The organism is Halomonas elongata DSM 2581 (genome assembly GCF_000196875.2).
In the GTDB taxonomy this organism is placed as follows: domain Bacteria; phylum Pseudomonadota; class Gammaproteobacteria; order Pseudomonadales; family Halomonadaceae; genus Halomonas; species Halomonas elongata.
The window spans coordinates 603,876-622,498 of record NC_014532.2 but is presented as its reverse complement, the minus strand read 5'-3'; the positions used below and the strand labels follow the sequence as shown (position 1 = coordinate 622,498).

The following is an 18,623-nucleotide window of genomic DNA, read 5'->3' as shown; positions in this document are numbered from 1 at the left end:
GCTCCCTCCTCCCGTTGCTCCCGTCGTGGCGCTTGTACCCGCTAGAGGCGGCCCTCGACCGCATCGACGAAAATGTCGCGATACCGCGCCGGCTCGAAGTCAATGGGATTGGAACCGGACGACGGGTCGGCGACGGCCATGCGACCCACCTTTTCCGCCTGTTCGGTGCCGATACCCAGCTCTGCCAGCGTATGCGGGATGCCCAGGCGCTCACGCAGGTCGAGCACCCAGTCGATCACCGCCCCGGTTCCCGGCTGGCGCAGGTCGAGATAGCGCCCCAGGCGCACCATGGGCTCGCCGATGGCCTGTTCGTTGGCGCGCAGCACATAAGGCATCAATATCGCATTGAGGGTGCCATGATGGGCGTCGTACAGCGCCCCGAGAGGATGTGCCAGGGCATGCATGGCGCCCAGGCCACGCTGGAAGGCGGTCGCTCCCATCATCGAGGCCACCAGCATGTGCTGGCGTGACTCGAGATCCCGGCCATCGGCATGAACACGCGGCAGGTGGTCACGAATCCGCCGCATGCCCTCCACGGCGATCCCCTCGGCCATGGGGTGATAATTGGGCGAACACCAGGCCTCCAGGCAATGCGACAATGCATCCATTCCCGTGGCAGCGGTGATCGACGCCGGCAAGCCAACGGTCAGTTCGGGATCGAGGATCACCGTCGCCGGCACCATTTGCGGATGAAAGATGATCCGCTTGACGTGTTCCTGCTCATTGGTGATGACCGAGGCGCGCCCTACCTCCGAGCCCGTACCGGCAGTCGTCGGCACGGCGACCACCGGCGCCACGGCGTCGCCGTCGGCGCGCTTCCAGTAATCGCCGATATCCTCCAGCTCCCAGATCGAAAGCTCGTCGCGCTGACCGGCCATCAAGGCCACCGCCTTGGCAGCATCCAGGCCGGAGCCCCCGCCGAAGGCGATGACGCCATCGTGGCCACCCTCGCGGAAGGCCGTCACGCCGGCTTCGACATTGGCCCCGGTCGGATTGCCCTTGATCTCGCTGAACACGGCAACCTTCAGGCCCTCATCGGCACAGTTCTGCACCAGGTCGTGCACCATCGGCAACGCCGCCAGGCCGGGGTCGGTAACCAGCAAGGGCGCTCTCATGCCCAGCGCTCGGCAAGCTTCGGGCAATTCCCGTACCCGCCCTGCCCCGGCAAGAATCCGGGCAGGATAGTTCCAGGTGGCAGTGAGCTGACCCATGTCGTCTTTACTCTTCATATCCTCAGTCTCCAATATCGGGGCATGGCAGCCGAAGCTCGAAGGCTCGCCCCCGCCCTCACCGGATCAAACGTTTTCTTCCAGCTTCCAGGCGCAAGGCGCCGCTCTTCCTTCTGGTTCAATGCTTGAGATGGAAGGACTTGGGCCGGGTCAGCGTCTCGTATCCCAAGCGTGACAGTGAGCAGCCGCGCCCGGATTGCTTGACGCCGGTCCAGGCCAGTTCGGGATCCAGGTAGTCACAGCGATTGGTGAAGACAGTCCCCGCCTCCAGGCGCTGAGCCAGCCGCTCACCGACGGCGATATCACGAGTGAAGATCGCGGCCGTCAGGCCGAAGTCGCTCTCGTTCATCAGACCGATGGCCATTTCATCGGAATCCACCGGCATGATGCCCACCACCGGGCCGAAGCTCTCTTCGTGCATCACGCGCATGGAATGGTCGACGCCCGTCAGCACCTGGGGCGCCAGGTAAGCGCTTCCCGGCTCGGAAAGCGGATACTCGCCGGGGTCGATCCAGGCAGTCGCGCCGGCCGCCACGGCATCTTCGATCTGGCCACGCACGAAGTCGGCGGCAGCAGGCTTGACCAATGGCCCCAGGGTGGTCGACGGGTCGCTGGGGTTGCCGAGCTTGAGCTGCCGCACCCAGGCCACGGCCCGCTCGACGAAGGCATCATGAATGTCGCGATGCACATAGATTCGCTCGATACCGCAGCAACTCTGGCCGGCATTGAAGAAGGCACCATCCATCACACCCGGCACGGCCGCATCGAGATCGGCATCGGCACGTACATAGGCAGGATCCTTGCCTCCCAGCTCCAGTCCGGTGGCGATGAAACGACCCGCAGCGTTGCGCTCCACCATTTCACCGCCGCCGACAGAGCCGGTGAAGGACACATGATCGATGCGCGGGTCGCGGATCACCGCCTCGGTCGACGGATGGGACAGGTGGAGATATTGGAAGACGCCTTCAGGCAGCCCCGCCGCCTCGAAGGCCTGGTGGATTCGCTCGGCACACAGCGGCGTCTGGGCGGAATGCTTGAGAATCACGGCATTGCCGGCCATGAGCGACGGCACGATGGCATTCACCGCCGTCATGAACGGAAAGTTCCAGGGCGCGACGATGAACGACACGCCCAGCGGCTCGCGGGTGATATAGCGGGTGAAGCCCGGCTTGTCGGGCAGCGTGACCGGGGCCAGCGACTCTTCGGCCAGGGCGATCATGCCGCGGGCCCGTTCCTCGAAGCCGCCGATCTCCGCACCGCCGGCGGCAATCGGCCGGCCCATCTGCCATGTCAGCTCCTCGGCCAGCTCGTCGCGACGGGCAACGAAGGCATCGACCATCGCCGAACAAAAAGCGGCCCGCTCGGCGATCGACGTCGCACGCCAGGAACGCTGCGCCGCCACCGCCCTCTCCAGCGCCGCATCCACTTGCGCCGAATCGGCCAGCTCACGCTCGACATACACCGAGCCATCCACCGGCGAAATCGTCTGTTGTAGTGCCATCTGTCGTTTTCACCTCATGACGTGGTATCTAGTAACTTGAATGGAAGTTCCCGCGGCCGAAGGCCGAGTGAACGGCGCCAAGGCAAGGCGGAGCAACGAGAAATCGCGGAGTTGACTGTCGTCAATGAGCAGATTTCGAGGCGCTCCAACACAGCTTTGGTGTCGTGCAGCCGGCCTTGCCACTAAATGATTTCGAAGTAGCGATCCAGCTCCCAATCAGTAATATGCTTGCGGAACTCCCGCTCTTCCCATTCCCGCGTCGCCGCGAAGTGTTCGACGAAGGCATCGCCGAACAGCCCCCGGGCCGCCTCGGATGCCTTGAGGCGCTGGGCCGCTTCCCACAGGGTGCTCGGCAACGCCTGATGTGCCGGGTGCTCGAGCTCATAGGCATTGCCCTTGACCTGCTCATCGGGTTCCAACCGGTGCTGGATGCCGTAGAGTCCGGCGCCGATGGCGGCGGCCAGTGCCAGGTATGGATTGGCATCGGCGCTGCCGAGTCGATACTCGACGCGCTGTGACTTGGCGCTGCCTGGAATCACCCGCAGCGCCGTGGTGCGATTCTCCACGCCCCAGGTGGCCTCGGTGGGTGCCCAGAAGCCGGGAATCAGCCGGGTATAGCTATTGATGGTGGGCGCGAACATGGCCAGGAACTCCGGCATCAGCTTCTGCTGGCCGGCCACGAAATGGCGCTGCACATCGCTCATGCGATGGGGCTTGTCGGCATCGAAGAACGCCGATTCGCCGCTCTCGCTGTCGTGCAGAGAGAGATGGATATGACCGCTCTGGCCCGGATAGTCCGGCGACCACTTGGCCATGAAGGTGGCCATCAGGCCACGACGCTGGGCCCAGACCTTGGTGAAGGTCTTGAACAGCGCGCCCTTGTCACCAGCAGCCAGGGCGTCGTCAACCGCGATGGCCGCCTCGAGCACACCCGGCCCCGTCTCGGTGTGCAGCCCCTCGATGGGAAAGTCCATCTCCTGCGACAACGCCAGCAACTCGTGATAAAGCTCGCTATGCACCGAGCTGCGCAGCATCGAGTAGCCCATCATGTCCGGGGTCAATGGCCGCAGGTTGCGAAACCCCTTCTCGCGCACCGACTCCGGCGTCTCCTGGAACATGAAGAACTCGTACTCCAGGGAGCCACTGGCTTCGTAGCCCATGTTTCGCCCCTGCTCCAGCACCCGGCCGAGCAGGCCGCGCGGGCAGATATCACCGGCGGGACCGGCGAATTCGGCCAGGAACAGCAACATGCCGTTGCCTTCGCTGGGCATCTCGCGACAACTGTCGATGACGATCCTCAACGGCGCGTCGGGATAGCCGGTGTGCCAGCCGGTGAAGCGCACATTGTCGTAGAGCTCGTCCTTGCTGTCCCAGCCCAGCACCACGTCGCAGAAGGCAAAACCGTCCTCCAGGGCGGAGAAGAACTTGTCGCGTTGCATGTACTTGCCGAGCATCACGCCGTCGATGTCGAACATGCCCACCTTGACGTGACTCAGGCCGCGCTCCTCGACGATGCGCCGAGCGTCCTCCGCCGTCTTGATGTCTCTCGCCTGCATTCGGCTCATCGTTCCTTCCTCATCGGATACATTGTTTTTGGCAGCGCCCCAGGCAACTCGCCGGTTGCGTCGGATTCAGGCGCGATCTGGCGTGGTCTCGGCCTGTGCATCGAGTTCTCGCTCGGCCAGGGCGATTGCCTCGAACTCCTCCTCCGGCGCCTGGGCCACCAGGTGATGGCGGCTATAGAAGCCGAAGTAGGCCAGCATGATGGCGTAGAACACCGCCGACCACAGCGCCGCCTCGACGCTGACCACGAATGTCGAGAGGAAGGCGACGATGGCCAGCACGAAGGCCGTTCCCGAGGTCAGGACACCGCCCGGCGTGCGATAGGGACGTTCGAGTTCGGGCTCGCGGCGACGTAGCAGGATATGCGAGAGCGTCATCATGGCGTAGGAGATGGTGGCGCCGAAGACCGCCATGGTGATCATCAGATCGCCCTTGCCAGTGAGCGAGAGCAGAAAGCCGATGACACCGGGCACGATCAGCGCCAGGAACGGCACCTTGCGACCACCGGTGACCGACAGCCAGCGAGGCAGATAACCAGCTCGGGACAACGCGAAGGTCTGGCGTGAATAGCCATAGATGATCGAGAAGAAGGACGCTATCAGCCCGGCCAGGCCGACCAGGTTGACGAACCCTGCCGCCCAGGAGTCGGTGCCATACACCGCCTGCAGGGCCCCGACCAGCGGCGCGGCGTGCTCGCTCATCGCCGCGGCACCGGCGCCGCCGGGCGCCAACAGCAGCACGCAGGCACCGAACACCAGCAGCACCAGCATGGCCGTGATGATACCGCGCGGCATGTCGCGCCCCGGATCGCCCGCCTCCTCGGCGGCCAGGGGAACGCCCTCCACGGCCAGGAACAGCCAGATCGCGAACGGCAAGGCTCCCCAGATGCCGATGAACCCTTCGGGCAGAAAGGTCGAGGCCCCCAGAGCGCCGGTATTGACCGAGATATCGAACAGATTGGCAGGATCGAAGTGCGGCAGCATGCCGACCACAAAGACCAGGATGGCGATGACCGCCAGGGCGGTGATCCCCATCATGATCTTCAGTGCCTCGCCAGCCCCCCACAGATGAATGCCGACGAAGACGGCATAGAAGACGGCGTAGACCAGCGGGCCATTGAGACCGATCAGTTCGTTGACGTAGCCGCCGATGAAGATCGCGATGGCCGCAGGCGCAATGGCGTACTCGAGCAGTATCGCCGTGCCGGTGACATACCCTCCCCAGGGACCGAAGGCACGACGGGCAAAACTGTAGCCGCCGCCGGCGGTGGGCAGGGAGGAGGAGAGTTCCGCGATCGACAGCACCATGGCCGTGTACATGATCGCCATCAGGATGGTCGCCACCAGCATGCCGCCGAAGCCACCGGCAGCCAGGCCGAAGTTCCAGCCGGCATAGTCGCCGGAGATCACATAGGAAACACCGAGGCTGGCCAGCAGGATCCAGCCGGCCGCCCCCTTCTTCAATTTGCGCTTGTCGAGATACGCCTCGTCGACCGATTCATAGTCCACCGAGGCCGTGGACGTGCGGGAATGGCTCATGGTTACCCCCAACGCTTGTCTTGTCATTGTTAGCGCGGCGTTCGCGCCCACCAGGTCGTGGTTCGTCACGCGTCCTGGCAGTCTGGTGCGGGCTTGAGTCGGGGGGCAAGCAGCATCGGTGTGGCTGACCGATGCACTATAGGTAAAAGTGATAATGCACTCGTCGCAGGCATTCTGACGAGCGATGCGCACCATGTCGGCGCATCGTGAAGGCACCGCACAGTGCGACTAGTGTCCTGTCCTGACCTCGGACACCAGCCAGGGAAGATGTCGGCGCAATTCGCCCGTGAAACGCTGGTCGAGCAACTGGCGCCCGTCCCTGGCAAGCTGGGCGGGTAGATCTCCCAACTCGTCGCGACGCGACACCAGCGTCAGATCGCGTCGCAACGGCGGGGTCGGCAACGGCTCGACGCGCAGGGCGAGCCGGTCGAGGCCCGCCTGGAAGAGACAGAGCGGCGTGGTGATCGTCCAGCCGCTCCCCGCCCCGACAAGACTGAGCAGCGCGAAGGTGTTGTCGATATACAGCCGGGCCGGCAACTCCAGGCGATTGAGCCGCAGGTGGCGCTCGATGCTCTGCCCGATCAGCGACTGGGCGGTATAACGCACAAAATCCATCTGACGCGCCAGCCAGCGCAGGTTGTCCACCGGCCCCGTCCAGTCGGCGGGCAGGACGAGGACGAAGGGTTCGCCGAGGATGGCATGGCGCTCCAGGCCATCGTAATTCTCGAGACGGTCGTCCGAGATGATGATGTCGACGTGCCGGGTCAACAACGAGTGGCCATGCATGTGCGACAGGCCGGTGGTCAGGCTGTAATCGCTGGTATGGCGTCGAATCACCTCGATCAGCGGCTGGCCCACGGCAGTGGCCAGGGAATCCACCAGCGCCATGCGTACCTGGTGCAGGCGCCCGAAAGAACCCGACTGGAGTTCGCGCCGAGTATGGCGCGCTTCGTGCAGCAGCCGCTTGGCGCGATCATAGAAGAAGCGACCGGCACCGGTGGGCTCCAGCGGCCTGGAGTGTCGATCCAGCAGGATCATGCCCAAGCCTTCCTCGAGGTTGGCGAGACTCTGCGACACCGAGGATTGCTTGAGTCCGAGGTACTCGGCGGCAGCGGTCTGGCTACCGCGCTCCAGCGTCTCGACGAAGATCTCCATGCTGCGCAGGTCGAACCCGAAGCCGCTTCGCATCCCGTGTCTCCCTTGTCCTGGTCGGCCAACAGCATGCCATAGCGACGCGCTGCGGGCGCGTCACTACGGCATCGACTCGACGAGGAACACCTTGAAGGCCTGCCATAACGGGCTTCGATAGCGCTCGGGATGCCAGACCAGCGAGAAGGTCCGGCGCAGCGACAGTTCGCTGTCGAGTGCCACCAGCTCACCCCGCTCGAGTTCGCCTGCCACGCTCAAGCGTGACAGGCAACCAAGCCCCAGGCCGGCGCGCACGGCCTGCTTGATGGCCTCGTGCTGCCCCAGCTCCATGCGTCCCTTGGGCAGAAGGTTGCGGTCTCGCATCGCCCGCTCGAAGACCGAGCGGGTGCCAGACCCCGACTCGCGCAGGATCCAGTCCGCCTCGCCCAGGGTCTCGTCGTCGAGCCATTTACGCTCCGCCAGGGGGTGATTCGGTGCGGCGACGATGACCAGCCGATCCTCGCACCAGGCCTCGCTGGCCAACCGAGGCTCGCGGCATTCCCCCTCGATCAGCCCCAGGTCCGCTTCCAGGCGCAGGACATCGGTGATGACCTCGAAGGTGTTGCGCAACTTGAGGCGCAGGTCCACCGCCGGATGACGTTCGCTGAATCGTCCGGCCAGGCCGGGCAGCAGGTAGGTCCCCACGGTGGCACTGGCGGAAACGCTCAGCGCCCCATGCAGCGCTCCCTCGGGCTCCCGGGCGGTCGCCACGAAATCCGCGAGGCCCTCCAGCAGTTCCTCCGCCCGCGGCATCATCCGACGCCCCAGCTCATTGAGCAGCAGGCGGCGGCCGGGACGCTCGAACAACGCCACCCCGAGCTGCCGCTCGAGATCGGACAACGCCTGGCTGGTCGCCGACTGCGACAGGCTCAGCGATTCCGCCGCCGCGCTCACCGTGCCCAGCCGCGCCACCGTGACGAAGACTTGCAGTTGTCGAAAACTCACCGCGGGCGTCATATCGGTTTTTCCGAAGAGATGTTTCGTTATTACCTGATAACCAGATGAGCTATTAGCGCATAGGATGCTCGGCAGACACAACGTCGTCGAGGAATCCAGCATGTGGCAAGGCCTGTTGATATGCGCCGCCCTCACTACCGCCGGCTTCGGCCTGGTACGGCTGCCCGGTCTCGCCGAGAGCGGGGTCAGTCCGCTGGTGGTGGCGCTGTTGCTCGGCATCCTGGCGGGCAACCTGCCACTGGCGCGCCGACTCGAACACGCCGGCCCCGGTCTGGCCTTTGCCACCCGCTGGCTGTTGCGCGGCGGTATCGTGCTGTTCGGCCTGTCGCTGACCCTGCAGCAGATCGTCGCCCTGGGCCCCAAGGTTCTGCTGCTGGATGCGCTGGTGATCACCGGCGTGCTGACGGTGGGCTACGTGATCGGCACGCGCGTGCTGGGCATGGATCGCGAGACGACGCTGCTGACCAGCGCCGGTAGCGCCATCTGTGGTGCCGCCGCGGTCCTGGCCACCGAATCGACCATTCGCTCGCGCCCCGCCGCCACGGCCATGGCAGTGGCCACCGTGGTGCTGTTCGGCTCACTGGCGATGCTGCTCTACCCGCTGCTCTATCCGCTGCTGGGCATGGACGAGGGCCTCTACGGCATCTATATCGGGGCCACCATTCACGAGGTCGCCCAGGTCGTGGCCGCCGGCGAGGCGGTGGGCCCCGAGGCCCTGGCCAATGCGGTGATCGTCAAGCTGGTGCGGGTCATGCTGCTGGTGCCTTTCCTGCTGATCGTCGGCCAATGGTGGCTGCGCCGTCACACGCCCGCCGAAGGCAGAGCACCAGGCGGCCTGGTGATTCCATGGTTCGCCTTCGGTTTCATGGCCATGGTGGTGTTCAACAGCCTGGTCGACCTGCCCGCTCCGCTGCACGACGCTCTGGTGCTGGCCGGCCAGGTGGCGCTGACCATGGCCATGGCCGCCCTGGGTTTCGAAACGCGGCTGGAGAAGCTGCGCGCCCTGGGCATCCGCCCTTTCCTTCTGGCACTGACCCTGTTCGTGCTGTTGATCGGCGGAGGTTGGATCGCCAGCTATCTGCTGATGGGGTGAAGAGATAAGAAGGAAGAGCGAAGAGAATAGGCGTGAGGAGATACGACAAGGCCGCGCCCGATGGACGCGGCCTTGTCGTATCAGCCGATGAAACCGGATGTCACTCGAAGCTGAAGCGCGGTGTCGGTGCGCCGGGCAACAGTTCGGCGCAACGACGAACTTTCTCGATCAGCTCGGCATGGGTCGGCGCCAGCAGGTTGACGTGGGCCAGCTTGCGCCCGGGGCGTTCGCCCTTGTCGTAGCGGTGCAGGTGGGCGTCTTCAATCTCGAGCAAGCGCGCCGCTTCGCCTTCCTGGCCGATGACATTGACCATGCACGACGGCATCCGGGCGGCGGTATCGCCGAGCGGCAGGCCCTGAATGGCACGCAGATGGTTCTCGAACTGGCTGGTCACCGCGCCATCCATGGTCCAGTGGCCGGAGTTGTGCACCCGGGGCGCCATCTCGTTGGCCAGCAGCCCGCCATCGGGCGTCTGGAAGAGTTCCAGGGTCAGCACGCCGACGTAATCGAGCTCGTCGAGCAGCGCCCGGATATAGCCATCGGCGGTGTCCTGAATGGCGGCATCGAGATCCGGCATGGGCGCCAGCGAGTAGCGCAGGATGCCGTCCACGTGGAGGTTCTCGGCCATCGGGTAGAAGACCACCTGACCGTCGCGCCCGCGTACGGCGATGATCGACACCTCGCGCACGAAATCGACGAAGGCCTCGACGATCAGCCGGGGATGATTGATCGACCGCCAGGCCTCGGCAGCCTCGGACGGTGTCTTGATCACCGCCTGGCCCTTGCCGTCATAGCCTTCGGTCACCGACTTGGCGACCACCGGCGTTCCCAGCTCGCGTACCGCGTCTTCCAGCGCTTCGGCGCTGTCCACCAGGCGATAGGCCGGCGTGGGGATTCCCAGGCGATCGAACAGCGCCTTCTCCTCGGCACGGTTCTGGCAGATCCGAATCGCCTCGCTGGAGGGGTGAACGGGCTTGTGTTCCTCGATGGCCTGGACCAGCGGCACCGGCAGGTGCTCGAACTCATAGGTGACCAGGTCGACCTTGGCCAGGAAGTCGGCCAGATGCTTCTGGTCGGTATCCACCATGACATCGCCGATGCCGGCGCTGGGATGGCCGGTGGTATCGAGGAAGGTGAAGCGATTGGCCAGCGGGTAGCCCGCCAGGGCCAGCATCCGGCCCAGCTGGCCGGCTCCCAGTACACCGATATTCATTGCTTGGCTTACCTCGCTGCGATCACTGTGAATCCGGACGCGGATCGGGATTGTCCAGCACATTGCGGGCCTGTTCGGCGCGGAAGGCTTCCACCGCCTCGCGCACCTTGGCATCCTGCAGGCCGACGATCTGCGCGGCCAGCAGGCCCGCATTGGTGGCACCGGCCTTGCCGATCGCCAGGGTGCCCACGGACACCCCGCCGGGCATCTGCACGATCGACAACAGGGAATCCAGCCCCTTCAGCGACTTGGACTCGACCGGCACTCCCAGCACCGGCAGCGCCGTCTGCGAGGCCACCATGCCCGGCAGGTGGGCCGCACCGCCGGCGCCGGCGATGATCACCTGAAGGCCACGCTCGGCGGCGGACTTGGCGTAATCGAACAGCAGATCGGGGGTACGATGGGCCGAGACCACCCGGGTCTCGCAGGCCACGCCCAGGCGCTCGAGCATGTCGACGGCATGCTCCATGACAGGCCAATCGGACTTCGATCCCATGATCACGCCGACGCGCGGCGACTCGTTTGCTGGCATCCAGGGCTCCTGAAAAAACATTCACAAAACAATGACACCACCGAATGGCGAGGCCATTCGGCACGTGGAAAAGTGGAAGTGGGCAATTCTAGCAGAGCCGCGCCGCGCCTACCTCTCCCCGTTTCGTCGGCCGCTGGCGCAGCACATCGTCGCTACCATGCGACAACGGATTTCACGCATCTTGCGAACTTGATTGGTAATATCAAGTCTCAACGTCGGCGCCAGCAACCCAGTTACTCATCACCTTTCTTCTTATCACCTTTTCCCGTTACGGAGCATGCCCATGAAACGTCCCCTGCTACTGATCGCCGCCCTGACAGGAACCTTGATCCTGGCCGGTTGCGACGACGCCAAGGAGGCCGAGCAGGACAATGCCGAGAGCACCCAGGCCGAACAGCAGGCCAATGCCTCGGCCCAGGATGACCAGAGCGAGGCATCCATCACCCGCAGCCTCGAAGGCGTGCTGGAGTTCTCCGCCACCGACGTACCGCTGCCCGACGGAGCCGAAGTCACGATCAGCCTGCGCGATATCTCCCGGGCCGACGCCCCGGCAACTACCATCGCCGAGACCAGCGTGACACCCGGCAACGAGGATCCGGTGGAGTTTCACCTCGACTACGACGCCGCCGACGTGGATCCCAAGCACACTCATGGCCTGCGCGCAGCCCTGCATGGCGACAAGGGCGAGCTGCTCTGGACCACGACTTCCCGTCATACCGTCGAGGTCGGTCCCGATGCCAAGCAAGGCCCGATCACCCTGGTCCTGGAACCGGTGAACACCACTCCGGACGGCGAAAGCCTGCAAGAGGCCCAGGAGGACATGTTGCAGGAAGAAGCGGAAAACGCCGATGCCCAGGGCGACACCGCCGATTCACTGGACGAAGTCAACGAACAGGCCGCCGACATGCAGGAACCGGCACCGGCAGGCGAAACCGCCACGCAATAACCCAGCAAGCTGCAGCGAAGGGCCCCGTTCGAGGCGACTCGAACGGGGCCCTTGCGTTACGCACCACGCCATGGAGCGCTAGGTCTGGTATGAAAAGTCGACGAGCGAAGGTGATTCAGGCACTTTTCATACAGACCGCTAGCCCGTGGCTAGCGCCTGGCGGCGACTGGCCAGCCAGTTGCCGCCGAGCGCCACGACCATCACCGCCACTCCGATGACCTCGGCCACCAGGCTCGGGTAGAAGGCGGCGACAATCGCCGGCAGCAGCACCAGACGCACCGGCACCGACATGCGGGTGAACAGATACCCCTCCAGGGCCGCGGCGAAGGCCCCCAGGGCCAGGAAGCCGGCCAGCGCCGTCCATACCAGCAGCGGCCAGGGGCCGCCCATGATGATCTCCGGGTTGTAGACCATGAACAGCGGAATCAGGTAGAGCCCCTTGGCGAACTTCCAGGCCTGGAAGCCCGTATCCATGGGCTTGCTGCCCGCGATCGCCGCCCCGGCAAAGCCGGCCAGGGCAATGGGCGGCGTGACGTTGGAATCCTGGGAGTACCAGAACACCACCAGGTGGGCGATCAGCAGCGGAACCCCGAACTCGCTGGTCAGCGCCGGCCCCACCAGAACGATCAGCACGATGTAGCTGGCAGTCACCGGCAGCCCCATGCCCAGCACCAGGCTGGCCAGCAGCACCATCACCAGCGCCAGCAACAGGTGGCCGTTGGAGAAGGCCATCATCATCGCCGAGAACTTCAGGCCCAGACCGGTGAGCCCCACCACGCCGACGATGATCCCGGCCACGGCGCAGGCCATGGAAACCGCCACGGCATTTCGGGCACCGAGTTCGAGCCCTTCGAGCAGCTTGAGCACCCCATTGCGCACGGCAAGCTTCAGAGCACTCGCCGTGACGGGCTGCCCTTGCTTGGGCGCCACGAAGACCATCCAGATGACAAAGCGCAGGATCGCCACCGCCAGCATGGTCAGGATGGCGTAATAGCCGACCCGCATCGGCGACAGGTTCTGCACCAGCAGCCACACCAGCACCGCCAGCGGCAGCAGGAAGTGCCACCCGGCCCCCAGCACGTCGCGCATCTGCGGCAGCTCGTCCTTGCTCATGCCCTTCATGCCCTGTTTCAGGGCAATGATATGCACGAATAGATAGACGGTGGAGAAGTACATGACCGCCGGCAGGATGCTGACCTTGACCACCTCCAGATACGGCATGCGCGTGTATTCGGCGATCAGGAAGGCCCCGGCCCCCATCAGCGGCGGCATGATCTGCCCACCGGTGGACGCCGCCGCCTCGATGCCGCCGGCCTGATGCGGCCGATAGCCCAGGCGCTTCATCAGCGGGATGGTGAAGGCGCCGGTAGTCACCACATTGGCGATGGCACTGCCCGAAATCGAGCCCATGCCGGCCGAAGCGATGACCGCCGCCTTGGCCGGACCGCCGCGCTGCCGACCGGTGGCCGCATAGGCCAGGTCGATGAAGAACTTGCCGGCGCCGGTGATCTCGAGAAAGGCGCCGAACAACACGAAGATGAAGATATAGGTGGCCGCCACCCCCATGGGCAGGCCGAAGATGCCCTCCTGCCCCAGATAGAGCTGGCCGACCAGGCGATCCAGGCTATAGCCGCGATGCTCGAGGATGCCGGGCAGCCACTCGCCGAGCCAGGGCAGCTCGCCACGCGCCCCGGCGAAGGCATAGAGAATGGCGAGCACGCCGATCACCGTCATGCCGAGCCCCACTGCGCGGCGGCTCGCCTCGAGCACGGTGACGGTGGCGATGCAGCCGATCACGATGTCGGTCTGGGTCCAGAACCCGGCGCGATTGATGATCTCGTCGAGATACAGCACCAGGTAGCCCCCGGTGATCACCGCCCCGGCGAAGAACACCAGGTCGATCAGCCCCCCGACCACGCCCCTGGGCCGGCTGGGGCCGAATACGGGGAACATCAAGAAGGCCAGCATCATGATCAGCGCCAGGTGGATGCTGCGCTGGTAGAAGAGCCCCAGGGGCTCGATGCCGGCGGAGTAGAGCTGGAACAGCGAAAGTCCGATGGCCACCAGGCTGATCAGTCTGAGCACGAGCCACGAATGCTTGGCCTGGCTGCCGGGAATGACGGGAGAATTGCCCGAATCGCTCATGAAGAGTCTCTCGCAACGGGATGAGGCGTCGCCCGATTTTTCGGCCGAGGCGACGATGTCAGTGTTTGGAATAAAGGCCGATGGTCACGCCTTCATTGGCGGCCAGTTCGCTGAGGCTGATCACGACGGGACCGTCACCGGCGAGCATGTCCTCGTCGATGCCGCAGCCCTGATCTCGCGAGCGCTCGAGCAGGCTCCGCAGACTCGGTTCGCCATGGCGCACCAGTCGATGATCGACGCGCATGGCACCGACGCGCAGGCGATAGCGATCCCCGGGAACCGGCTCGTCGATATCCTCGATCCAGTAACCGCCCTGGCCATCGGAGACCTGGCGCCCACGTCCGGGAATGTGGTCGAGCCCGGCGGCGAAATCCGGCAGATGACTGCGCTCCAGCACCATATGCCCACCGACATTGCGGTAGCAATCATGCACGGCGAAGCCCTCCACCGAATGATTCCAGGCCAGGCACCAGCCGGCGCCTTCCGGCATCGGCAGGCTCACCAGCGGCTGCCCCTCGGCGTCGCTCACCCTCAGTTCATACTCCGGGCAAGCGGCCTGCGCCGGCAGCGACACCAGCGCCCATGCCAGCCACAGCAGCAGGGCGGACCCTCGAGCCCGCCCCGCTATCAGTTGGATTCGTCGCCCCCTCACGGACGCTGACGATCCTCGATCTCGGCCCCTTGTTCCTCGTAGTAGCGCAGCGCGCCCGGATGGAAGGCAATGGGCGTGGAGTCGACGCTGAACTTCATGGTGGTGTCATTGGCCGCCGGATGGATGGCGATCAACTGATCGGTGTGCTCGAACAGTGTCTTGGTGATCTGATAGGCCAGTTCCTCGTCCATCTCGGCGTTGGTGGCCAGGATGTTGGGAATGCCGATGGTCTGTACCGGCTCCTCCATGCCCTCGTAGAGCCCGGCACGCAGCTCATAGGGCGCGAATACCGGCACTTCCTCGCGGGCATTGGCGACTTCCTCGTCGCTCAGGCCGATCAGGCGAATGTCGCGGGTGGTGGCCAGGTTCATGATCGAGCTGGTGGGCGGACCCACGCTCCAGAAGCCGGCATCGATGTCGCCGTCGCGCAGGGCATCGGCGGTCTCGTTGAAGTTGAGACGGCGTGCCTCGAAATCGTCGTAGCTGATGCCATTGGTTTCCAGCACGGCCCGGGCATTGAGTTCGGTGCCGCTTCCCGGCGCACCCACCGAGACGATCTTGCCCTCGAGATCCTGCAGGGACTCGATGCCGGAATCCGCCATGGTCACGATCTGCACGGCGTTGGGATAGACGGAGGCCAGGGCCCGGATGTTCTCGAGCTGGCGGCCCTCGAAGTCGCCGGTGCCGTTATAGGCCTGGTAGACCGTATCGGCCAGGGCCAGCGCCATGTCGGAGTCACCGCGCCAGACCAGCCCCATGTTCTCCACCGAGGCGCCGGTCACCTCGGCCACGGCGTCATAGCCGTCGATGTGTTCCTTGATCAGCTCGGCCAGGCCACCGCCGTAAGGATAATAGGTACCGCCGGTACCGCCGGTGGCGATGGAAAGCTGCTGCTGGGCCACTGCGGCGGGCGCAGCCACCAAAAGCGAAGCCGCCAGAGCATACTTGAGAGCGCGCATGAATAACCTCCGTTGCCATTCAACTGTCATTATCGTTAGTGACGACGGCTTCGGCCGCCTCGAAAGACCCTAGCAGCCCCCCGCAGGAGGGGCCAGCCATCATTTCCACGCTTGCGGGGCTGGCAGGCAAGTCTCCAAGGTCGTATGCCGTTCAGTCCGCCACCTGCTTCTTGAGTTTCTCGACGATATGGGCGCCGATGGGCAACGCCGAAGTGGCCGCCGGCGACGGCGCATTGCCCACATTGAGCGTGCGCGGCGTGTTGACGAACAGGAAGTCGTCGACCAGCTTGCCGTCCCGGGACACCGCCTGGGCCCTCACGCCGGCCGGATAAGGCTCGAGGTCGTCCAGGCTCAGGCTCGGACAGTACTTGCGCACGAGCTCCAGGTAACCCCGCTTGTGCAGGGAGTTCTTCATCTCGGCGAGGCCCGGCCGCAGGTTGCTGCCCAGCACCTTGAGGAGACCGGGATTGGCGGCCATGCCGGCGAGGTCGCGCAGCGAGACATCCCGGCGGCGATACCCCTCGCGCTTGAAGGCCAGGACGGCGTTGGGCCCCACGGTGACCGAGCCGTCGATCATGCGGGTCAGGTGCACGCCGAGAAACGGCATGGAAGGGTCGGGAATCGGATAGATCAGATGGTTGACGATGTCGTTGTGGCGTTCGGGCAGCACATAGTATTCGCCGCGAAAGGGACAGATGGTGAACCCCGGCTTCTGTCCCAGCATGCGGATCACGCGGTCGGCCATCAGCCCGGAGCAGGTCACCAGATAGCGCCCGGTACACTCGCCCTGCGAGGTCGTCACCACCACCTCCCGGCGACGCTCTTCCAGGCCGGAGACTTCGGCGCCATAGCGAATCTCGCCGCCCAGACGCTCGAACTCGGCGGCCATGGCACGCGTCACCGCGGCATAGTCGACGATGCCGCTGGACGGCACGAAGATGCCGCCGATGCCGGTGATATTGGGCTCGCGCTCGCGCAGCGCCTCGCCGCTCAGCCACTCGCGTTCCAGCCCATTGGCGGCGGTGCGCTCCCAGAGCGCTTCCATGCGCTGCTTTTCCAGCTCGCTGGTGGCCACCAGCAGCTTGCCGCAGATCTCGTACGCGACGCCGTGGGCCTCGCAGAACTCGCGCGTGGCGCGATTGCCCGCCAGACAGAAGCGTGCCTTGAGACTGCCCGGCGTGTAATAGACACCGGCATGGATCACGCCACTGTTGTGCCCGGACTGGTGGCACGCCGGCGCCTGCTCCTTCTCCACGAGCAGCATGCGCCGATCCGGGTAGGCCTGCTTGAGCTGCATGGCGGTCGACATGCCGAGGATGCCCCCGCCGATGATGATGAAATCGTGCATCGCCTGCCTCATCGTTGAATGAACGGCGGCCACGCCGGCATCAGCCCGACGATGACTCTCCCTCCAGTTCACGACGCATCATGGTGTCGCTGTAGGCCACACCATAACGACGTCGCGACCACGCATAGAAGGCCAGGCCCAGCAGCATCCAGACGGCAAAGATGCCCCACTCCGCCATCGACAGTGACGATGGGCTGCCGGGCAGATAGAGCCCGATCAGCGCGATGGAGAGCAGCACCGAGAGTGCCCCGACGGTCTTGCCGTGGCGCACGCGGAACGGGCGATGCAATTCGGGCTCACGGCGGCGCAGCACGACGAAGGACAGGGCGACGAACAGATAGGCGATGACGATGCCCAGGCCGCCGGCCACCACCAGCCAGACCAGCGCCGGCCGACCGAAGAAGGGCGCGATGGCCGACAACAGCCCCATGACCAGGATGGCGTTGGTCGGCGTGCGATGCTTGGGATGCAGCCTGGCGAGGAAAGCCGGCAGCATGCCGGCGTGCGCCAGGGCGTAGATGGCACGCGAGCCGCCGATGTAGAAGGCGTTCCAGCTGGTGATGATGCCGGCGATCCCCGCCAGGATCATCAGATTGCCGGCCCAGGGCGCCTGGAAGACCGCCTGCATGGCATCGGGCACCGCCAGCGAGCTCTCGGCCAGCGCGGAGGGGTCGAGCATCAGGGCTGTGCCGAGGATGATGAGGGCATACCAGAAGACCGCCAGGATCACCGAGATCATCAGCACCCGGCCGATCTCCCGGAACGGCAGGTCGATCTCCTCGGCGGCCTGCGGGATCACGTCGAAGCCGACGAACATGAACGGCACCATGATGATCACCGCCATGATGCCGCCGATCACGCCCTCCTGCACATTGAACAGCGGCTCCAGGGTCGCGGTGTTGCCCTCGAACAGGGCGCCGGTGATGAACATGATGCCGACCACCAGGATCAGCAGGGTCACGACCTTCTGTACCAGGGCCGCCGTACGCACGCCGAGATAGTTGATCCATGTCATCGCCACCGAGCCGGCCACACCGACCGCCACCCAGGTGGCGTTGACGTCCCAGCCGGCGATGGTCCACATCCGCCCCACCGCATACCCCGGGAAGAGATGCTCCACCACGGTCGGCAAGGCCACGGCCTCGAAGGAGACGACGCTGACATAGCCAAGCGTGATCGCCCAGGTACACAGGAAAGAGGCGAAGTGGCCCAGGGCCCGATAACTGTAGACATGCTCGCCGCCCACCTGCGGCATGGCCGAAGCCAGTTCGGCATAGGTCAGTCCCACCAGGACGATCACGCTACCGCCCAGCAGAAAGGCGACGATGGCCCCCAGGCTACCGGCCGACTGGATCCAGTTGCCGGTCATGACGATCCAGCCCCAGCCAATCATCGCGCCGAACGCCAGGGCCAGCACATCCTTGCGCGCCAGTACCCGTGTCAGTCGTGTCGTATCATCATGCATAGGTCGGTTATCCACTCGGTTGTCGATCGGTTGTTATCGATGGATGGTCGTCACGGGATCGTGGCGTTCGATTTATAAATCGTCGAAAAAAACAAATAACATCGACACCTATTGAATGACAACGCGAGCCTGCACGTCTTCTCCCTCTTTTGTCGTAGTCTGTTCCGTCGATTTCCCCTCTCTCGCCCTCCCCGTCGGCCTCCCCTCGGCGACCTGCCGGATCGGGCTTGCGAGACACTGGCGAAAGTGGGAAAAAGATAGCATCCTGTAGCGGTCGTCCATCCCACTGGAGCA

At 64.8% G+C, this 18,623-nt stretch carries 15 protein-coding genes; 2 read left to right on the top strand and 13 right to left on the bottom strand.

Translation table 11 applies throughout. The features are described from left to right. Positions 1 to 41: 41 nt before the first annotated feature. From HELO_RS02850 to HELO_RS02825, 6 genes are all read right to left on the bottom strand, one after another. Positions 42 to 1,229: an iron-containing alcohol dehydrogenase gene (locus HELO_RS02850; RefSeq protein WP_013331294.1), complete on the bottom strand. Its 1,188-nt coding sequence runs from the start codon at positions 1,227 to 1,229 to the stop codon at positions 42 to 44. Between the two features lie 118 nt (positions 1,230 to 1,347). Continuing rightward, complete coding sequence (locus tag HELO_RS02845) at positions 1,348 to 2,730, bottom strand: aldehyde dehydrogenase family protein (protein ID WP_013331293.1); 1,383 nt, start codon at positions 2,728 to 2,730, stop codon at positions 1,348 to 1,350. Between the two features lie 182 nt (positions 2,731 to 2,912). Then, the gene (locus HELO_RS02840) at positions 2,913 to 4,295 is read right to left on the bottom strand and encodes a glutamine synthetase family protein (protein ID WP_013331292.1); all 1,383 of its coding nucleotides are present in this window, start codon (positions 4,293 to 4,295) and stop codon (positions 2,913 to 2,915) included. A 66-nt stretch (positions 4,296 to 4,361) separates the two neighbouring features. Continuing rightward, complete coding sequence (gene eat, locus HELO_RS02835; protein ID WP_013331291.1) at positions 4,362 to 5,831, bottom strand: ethanolamine permease; 1,470 nt, start codon at positions 5,829 to 5,831, stop codon at positions 4,362 to 4,364. Positions 5,832 to 6,059: 228 nt separating this feature from the next. Then, entirely contained in the window at positions 6,060 to 7,019 is a 960-nt protein-coding gene (locus HELO_RS02830) for a LysR family transcriptional regulator (RefSeq protein ID WP_013331290.1), read from the bottom strand. 63 nt (positions 7,020 to 7,082) lie between these two features. Then, on the bottom strand, positions 7,083 to 7,976 hold the full coding sequence (locus HELO_RS02825) for a LysR substrate-binding domain-containing protein (protein ID WP_041601869.1): 894 nt from the start codon (positions 7,974 to 7,976) through the stop codon (positions 7,083 to 7,085). Positions 7,977 to 8,076: 100 nt separating this feature from the next. Here HELO_RS02825 and HELO_RS02820 point away from each other — a divergent pair, with 100 nt between their 5' ends. Then, the gene (locus HELO_RS02820) at positions 8,077 to 9,069 is read left to right on the top strand and encodes a YeiH family protein (RefSeq protein ID WP_013331288.1); all 993 of its coding nucleotides are present in this window, start codon (positions 8,077 to 8,079) and stop codon (positions 9,067 to 9,069) included. Between the two features lie 100 nt (positions 9,070 to 9,169). Here HELO_RS02820 and HELO_RS02815 read toward each other — a convergent pair whose 3' ends face one another. Together HELO_RS02815 and purE are read right to left on the bottom strand one after the other, a co-directional pair. After that, a complete protein-coding gene (locus HELO_RS02815) occupies positions 9,170 to 10,282 on the bottom strand; it encodes a 5-(carboxyamino)imidazole ribonucleotide synthase (protein WP_013331287.1) in 1,113 nt (370 codons plus the stop codon). A 22-nt stretch (positions 10,283 to 10,304) separates the two neighbouring features. Continuing rightward, a complete protein-coding gene (purE, locus tag HELO_RS02810; protein ID WP_013331286.1) occupies positions 10,305 to 10,814 on the bottom strand; it encodes a 5-(carboxyamino)imidazole ribonucleotide mutase in 510 nt (169 codons plus the stop codon). 283 nt (positions 10,815 to 11,097) lie between these two features. Here purE and HELO_RS02805 point away from each other — a divergent pair, with 283 nt between their 5' ends. Further along, complete coding sequence (locus HELO_RS02805; protein WP_013331285.1) at positions 11,098 to 11,760, top strand: YbaY family lipoprotein; 663 nt, start codon at positions 11,098 to 11,100, stop codon at positions 11,758 to 11,760. Positions 11,761 to 11,898: 138 nt separating this feature from the next. On the opposite strand, the gene HELO_RS02800 is transcribed toward HELO_RS02805, so the two are convergent. The 5 genes from HELO_RS02800 to HELO_RS02780 form a co-directional block, all read right to left on the bottom strand. Next, positions 11,899 to 13,905, bottom strand: coding sequence for a TRAP transporter permease (locus tag HELO_RS02800; RefSeq protein WP_013331284.1), 2,007 nt, complete (start codon positions 13,903 to 13,905; stop codon positions 11,899 to 11,901). A 58-nt stretch (positions 13,906 to 13,963) separates the two neighbouring features. Continuing rightward, the gene (locus tag HELO_RS02795; protein WP_013331283.1) at positions 13,964 to 14,557 is read right to left on the bottom strand and encodes a DUF1850 domain-containing protein; all 594 of its coding nucleotides are present in this window, start codon (positions 14,555 to 14,557) and stop codon (positions 13,964 to 13,966) included. After that, entirely contained in the window at positions 14,554 to 15,516 is a 963-nt protein-coding gene (locus HELO_RS02790; RefSeq protein WP_013331282.1) for a TAXI family TRAP transporter solute-binding subunit, read from the bottom strand. The genes HELO_RS02795 and HELO_RS02790 overlap by 4 nt, the downstream gene beginning before the upstream one ends. A 151-nt stretch (positions 15,517 to 15,667) precedes the next feature. Then, positions 15,668 to 16,864: an L-2-hydroxyglutarate oxidase gene (gene lhgO / locus HELO_RS02785; RefSeq protein ID WP_013331281.1), complete on the bottom strand. Its 1,197-nt coding sequence runs from the start codon at positions 16,862 to 16,864 to the stop codon at positions 15,668 to 15,670. A gap of 40 nt (positions 16,865 to 16,904) precedes the next feature. Beyond that, positions 16,905 to 18,329, bottom strand: coding sequence for an APC family permease (locus HELO_RS02780; protein ID WP_013331280.1), 1,425 nt, complete (start codon positions 18,327 to 18,329; stop codon positions 16,905 to 16,907). Between the last annotated feature and the right edge of the window lie 294 nt (positions 18,330 to 18,623).

Coding starts and splice junctions, on each gene's coding strand:
- HELO_RS02800 (WP_013331284.1), bottom strand. CDS start 13,905: ATGAGCGATTCGGGCAATTCTCCCGTCATTCCCGGCAGCCAGGCCAAG.
- eat (WP_013331291.1), bottom strand. CDS start 5,831: ATGAGCCATTCCCGCACGTCCACGGCCTCGGTGGACTATGAATCGGTC.
- HELO_RS02805 (WP_013331285.1), top strand. CDS start 11,098: ATGAAACGTCCCCTGCTACTGATCGCCGCCCTGACAGGAACCTTGATC.
- purE (WP_013331286.1), bottom strand. CDS start 10,814: ATGCCAGCAAACGAGTCGCCGCGCGTCGGCGTGATCATGGGATCGAAG.
- HELO_RS02815 (WP_013331287.1), bottom strand. CDS start 10,282: ATGAATATCGGTGTACTGGGAGCCGGCCAGCTGGGCCGGATGCTGGCC.
- HELO_RS02790 (WP_013331282.1), bottom strand. CDS start 15,516: ATGCGCGCTCTCAAGTATGCTCTGGCGGCTTCGCTTTTGGTGGCTGCG.
- HELO_RS02850 (WP_013331294.1), bottom strand. CDS start 1,229: ATGAAGAGTAAAGACGACATGGGTCAGCTCACTGCCACCTGGAACTAT.
- HELO_RS02840 (WP_013331292.1), bottom strand. CDS start 4,295: ATGAGCCGAATGCAGGCGAGAGACATCAAGACGGCGGAGGACGCTCGG.
- lhgO (WP_013331281.1), bottom strand. CDS start 16,864: ATGCACGATTTCATCATCATCGGCGGGGGCATCCTCGGCATGTCGACC.
- HELO_RS02825 (WP_041601869.1), bottom strand. CDS start 7,976: ATGACGCCCGCGGTGAGTTTTCGACAACTGCAAGTCTTCGTCACGGTG.
- HELO_RS02845 (WP_013331293.1), bottom strand. CDS start 2,730: ATGGCACTACAACAGACGATTTCGCCGGTGGATGGCTCGGTGTATGTC.
- HELO_RS02780 (WP_013331280.1), bottom strand. CDS start 18,329: ATGCATGATGATACGACACGACTGACACGGGTACTGGCGCGCAAGGAT.
- HELO_RS02830 (WP_013331290.1), bottom strand. CDS start 7,019: ATGCGAAGCGGCTTCGGGTTCGACCTGCGCAGCATGGAGATCTTCGTC.
- HELO_RS02820 (WP_013331288.1), top strand. CDS start 8,077: ATGTGGCAAGGCCTGTTGATATGCGCCGCCCTCACTACCGCCGGCTTC.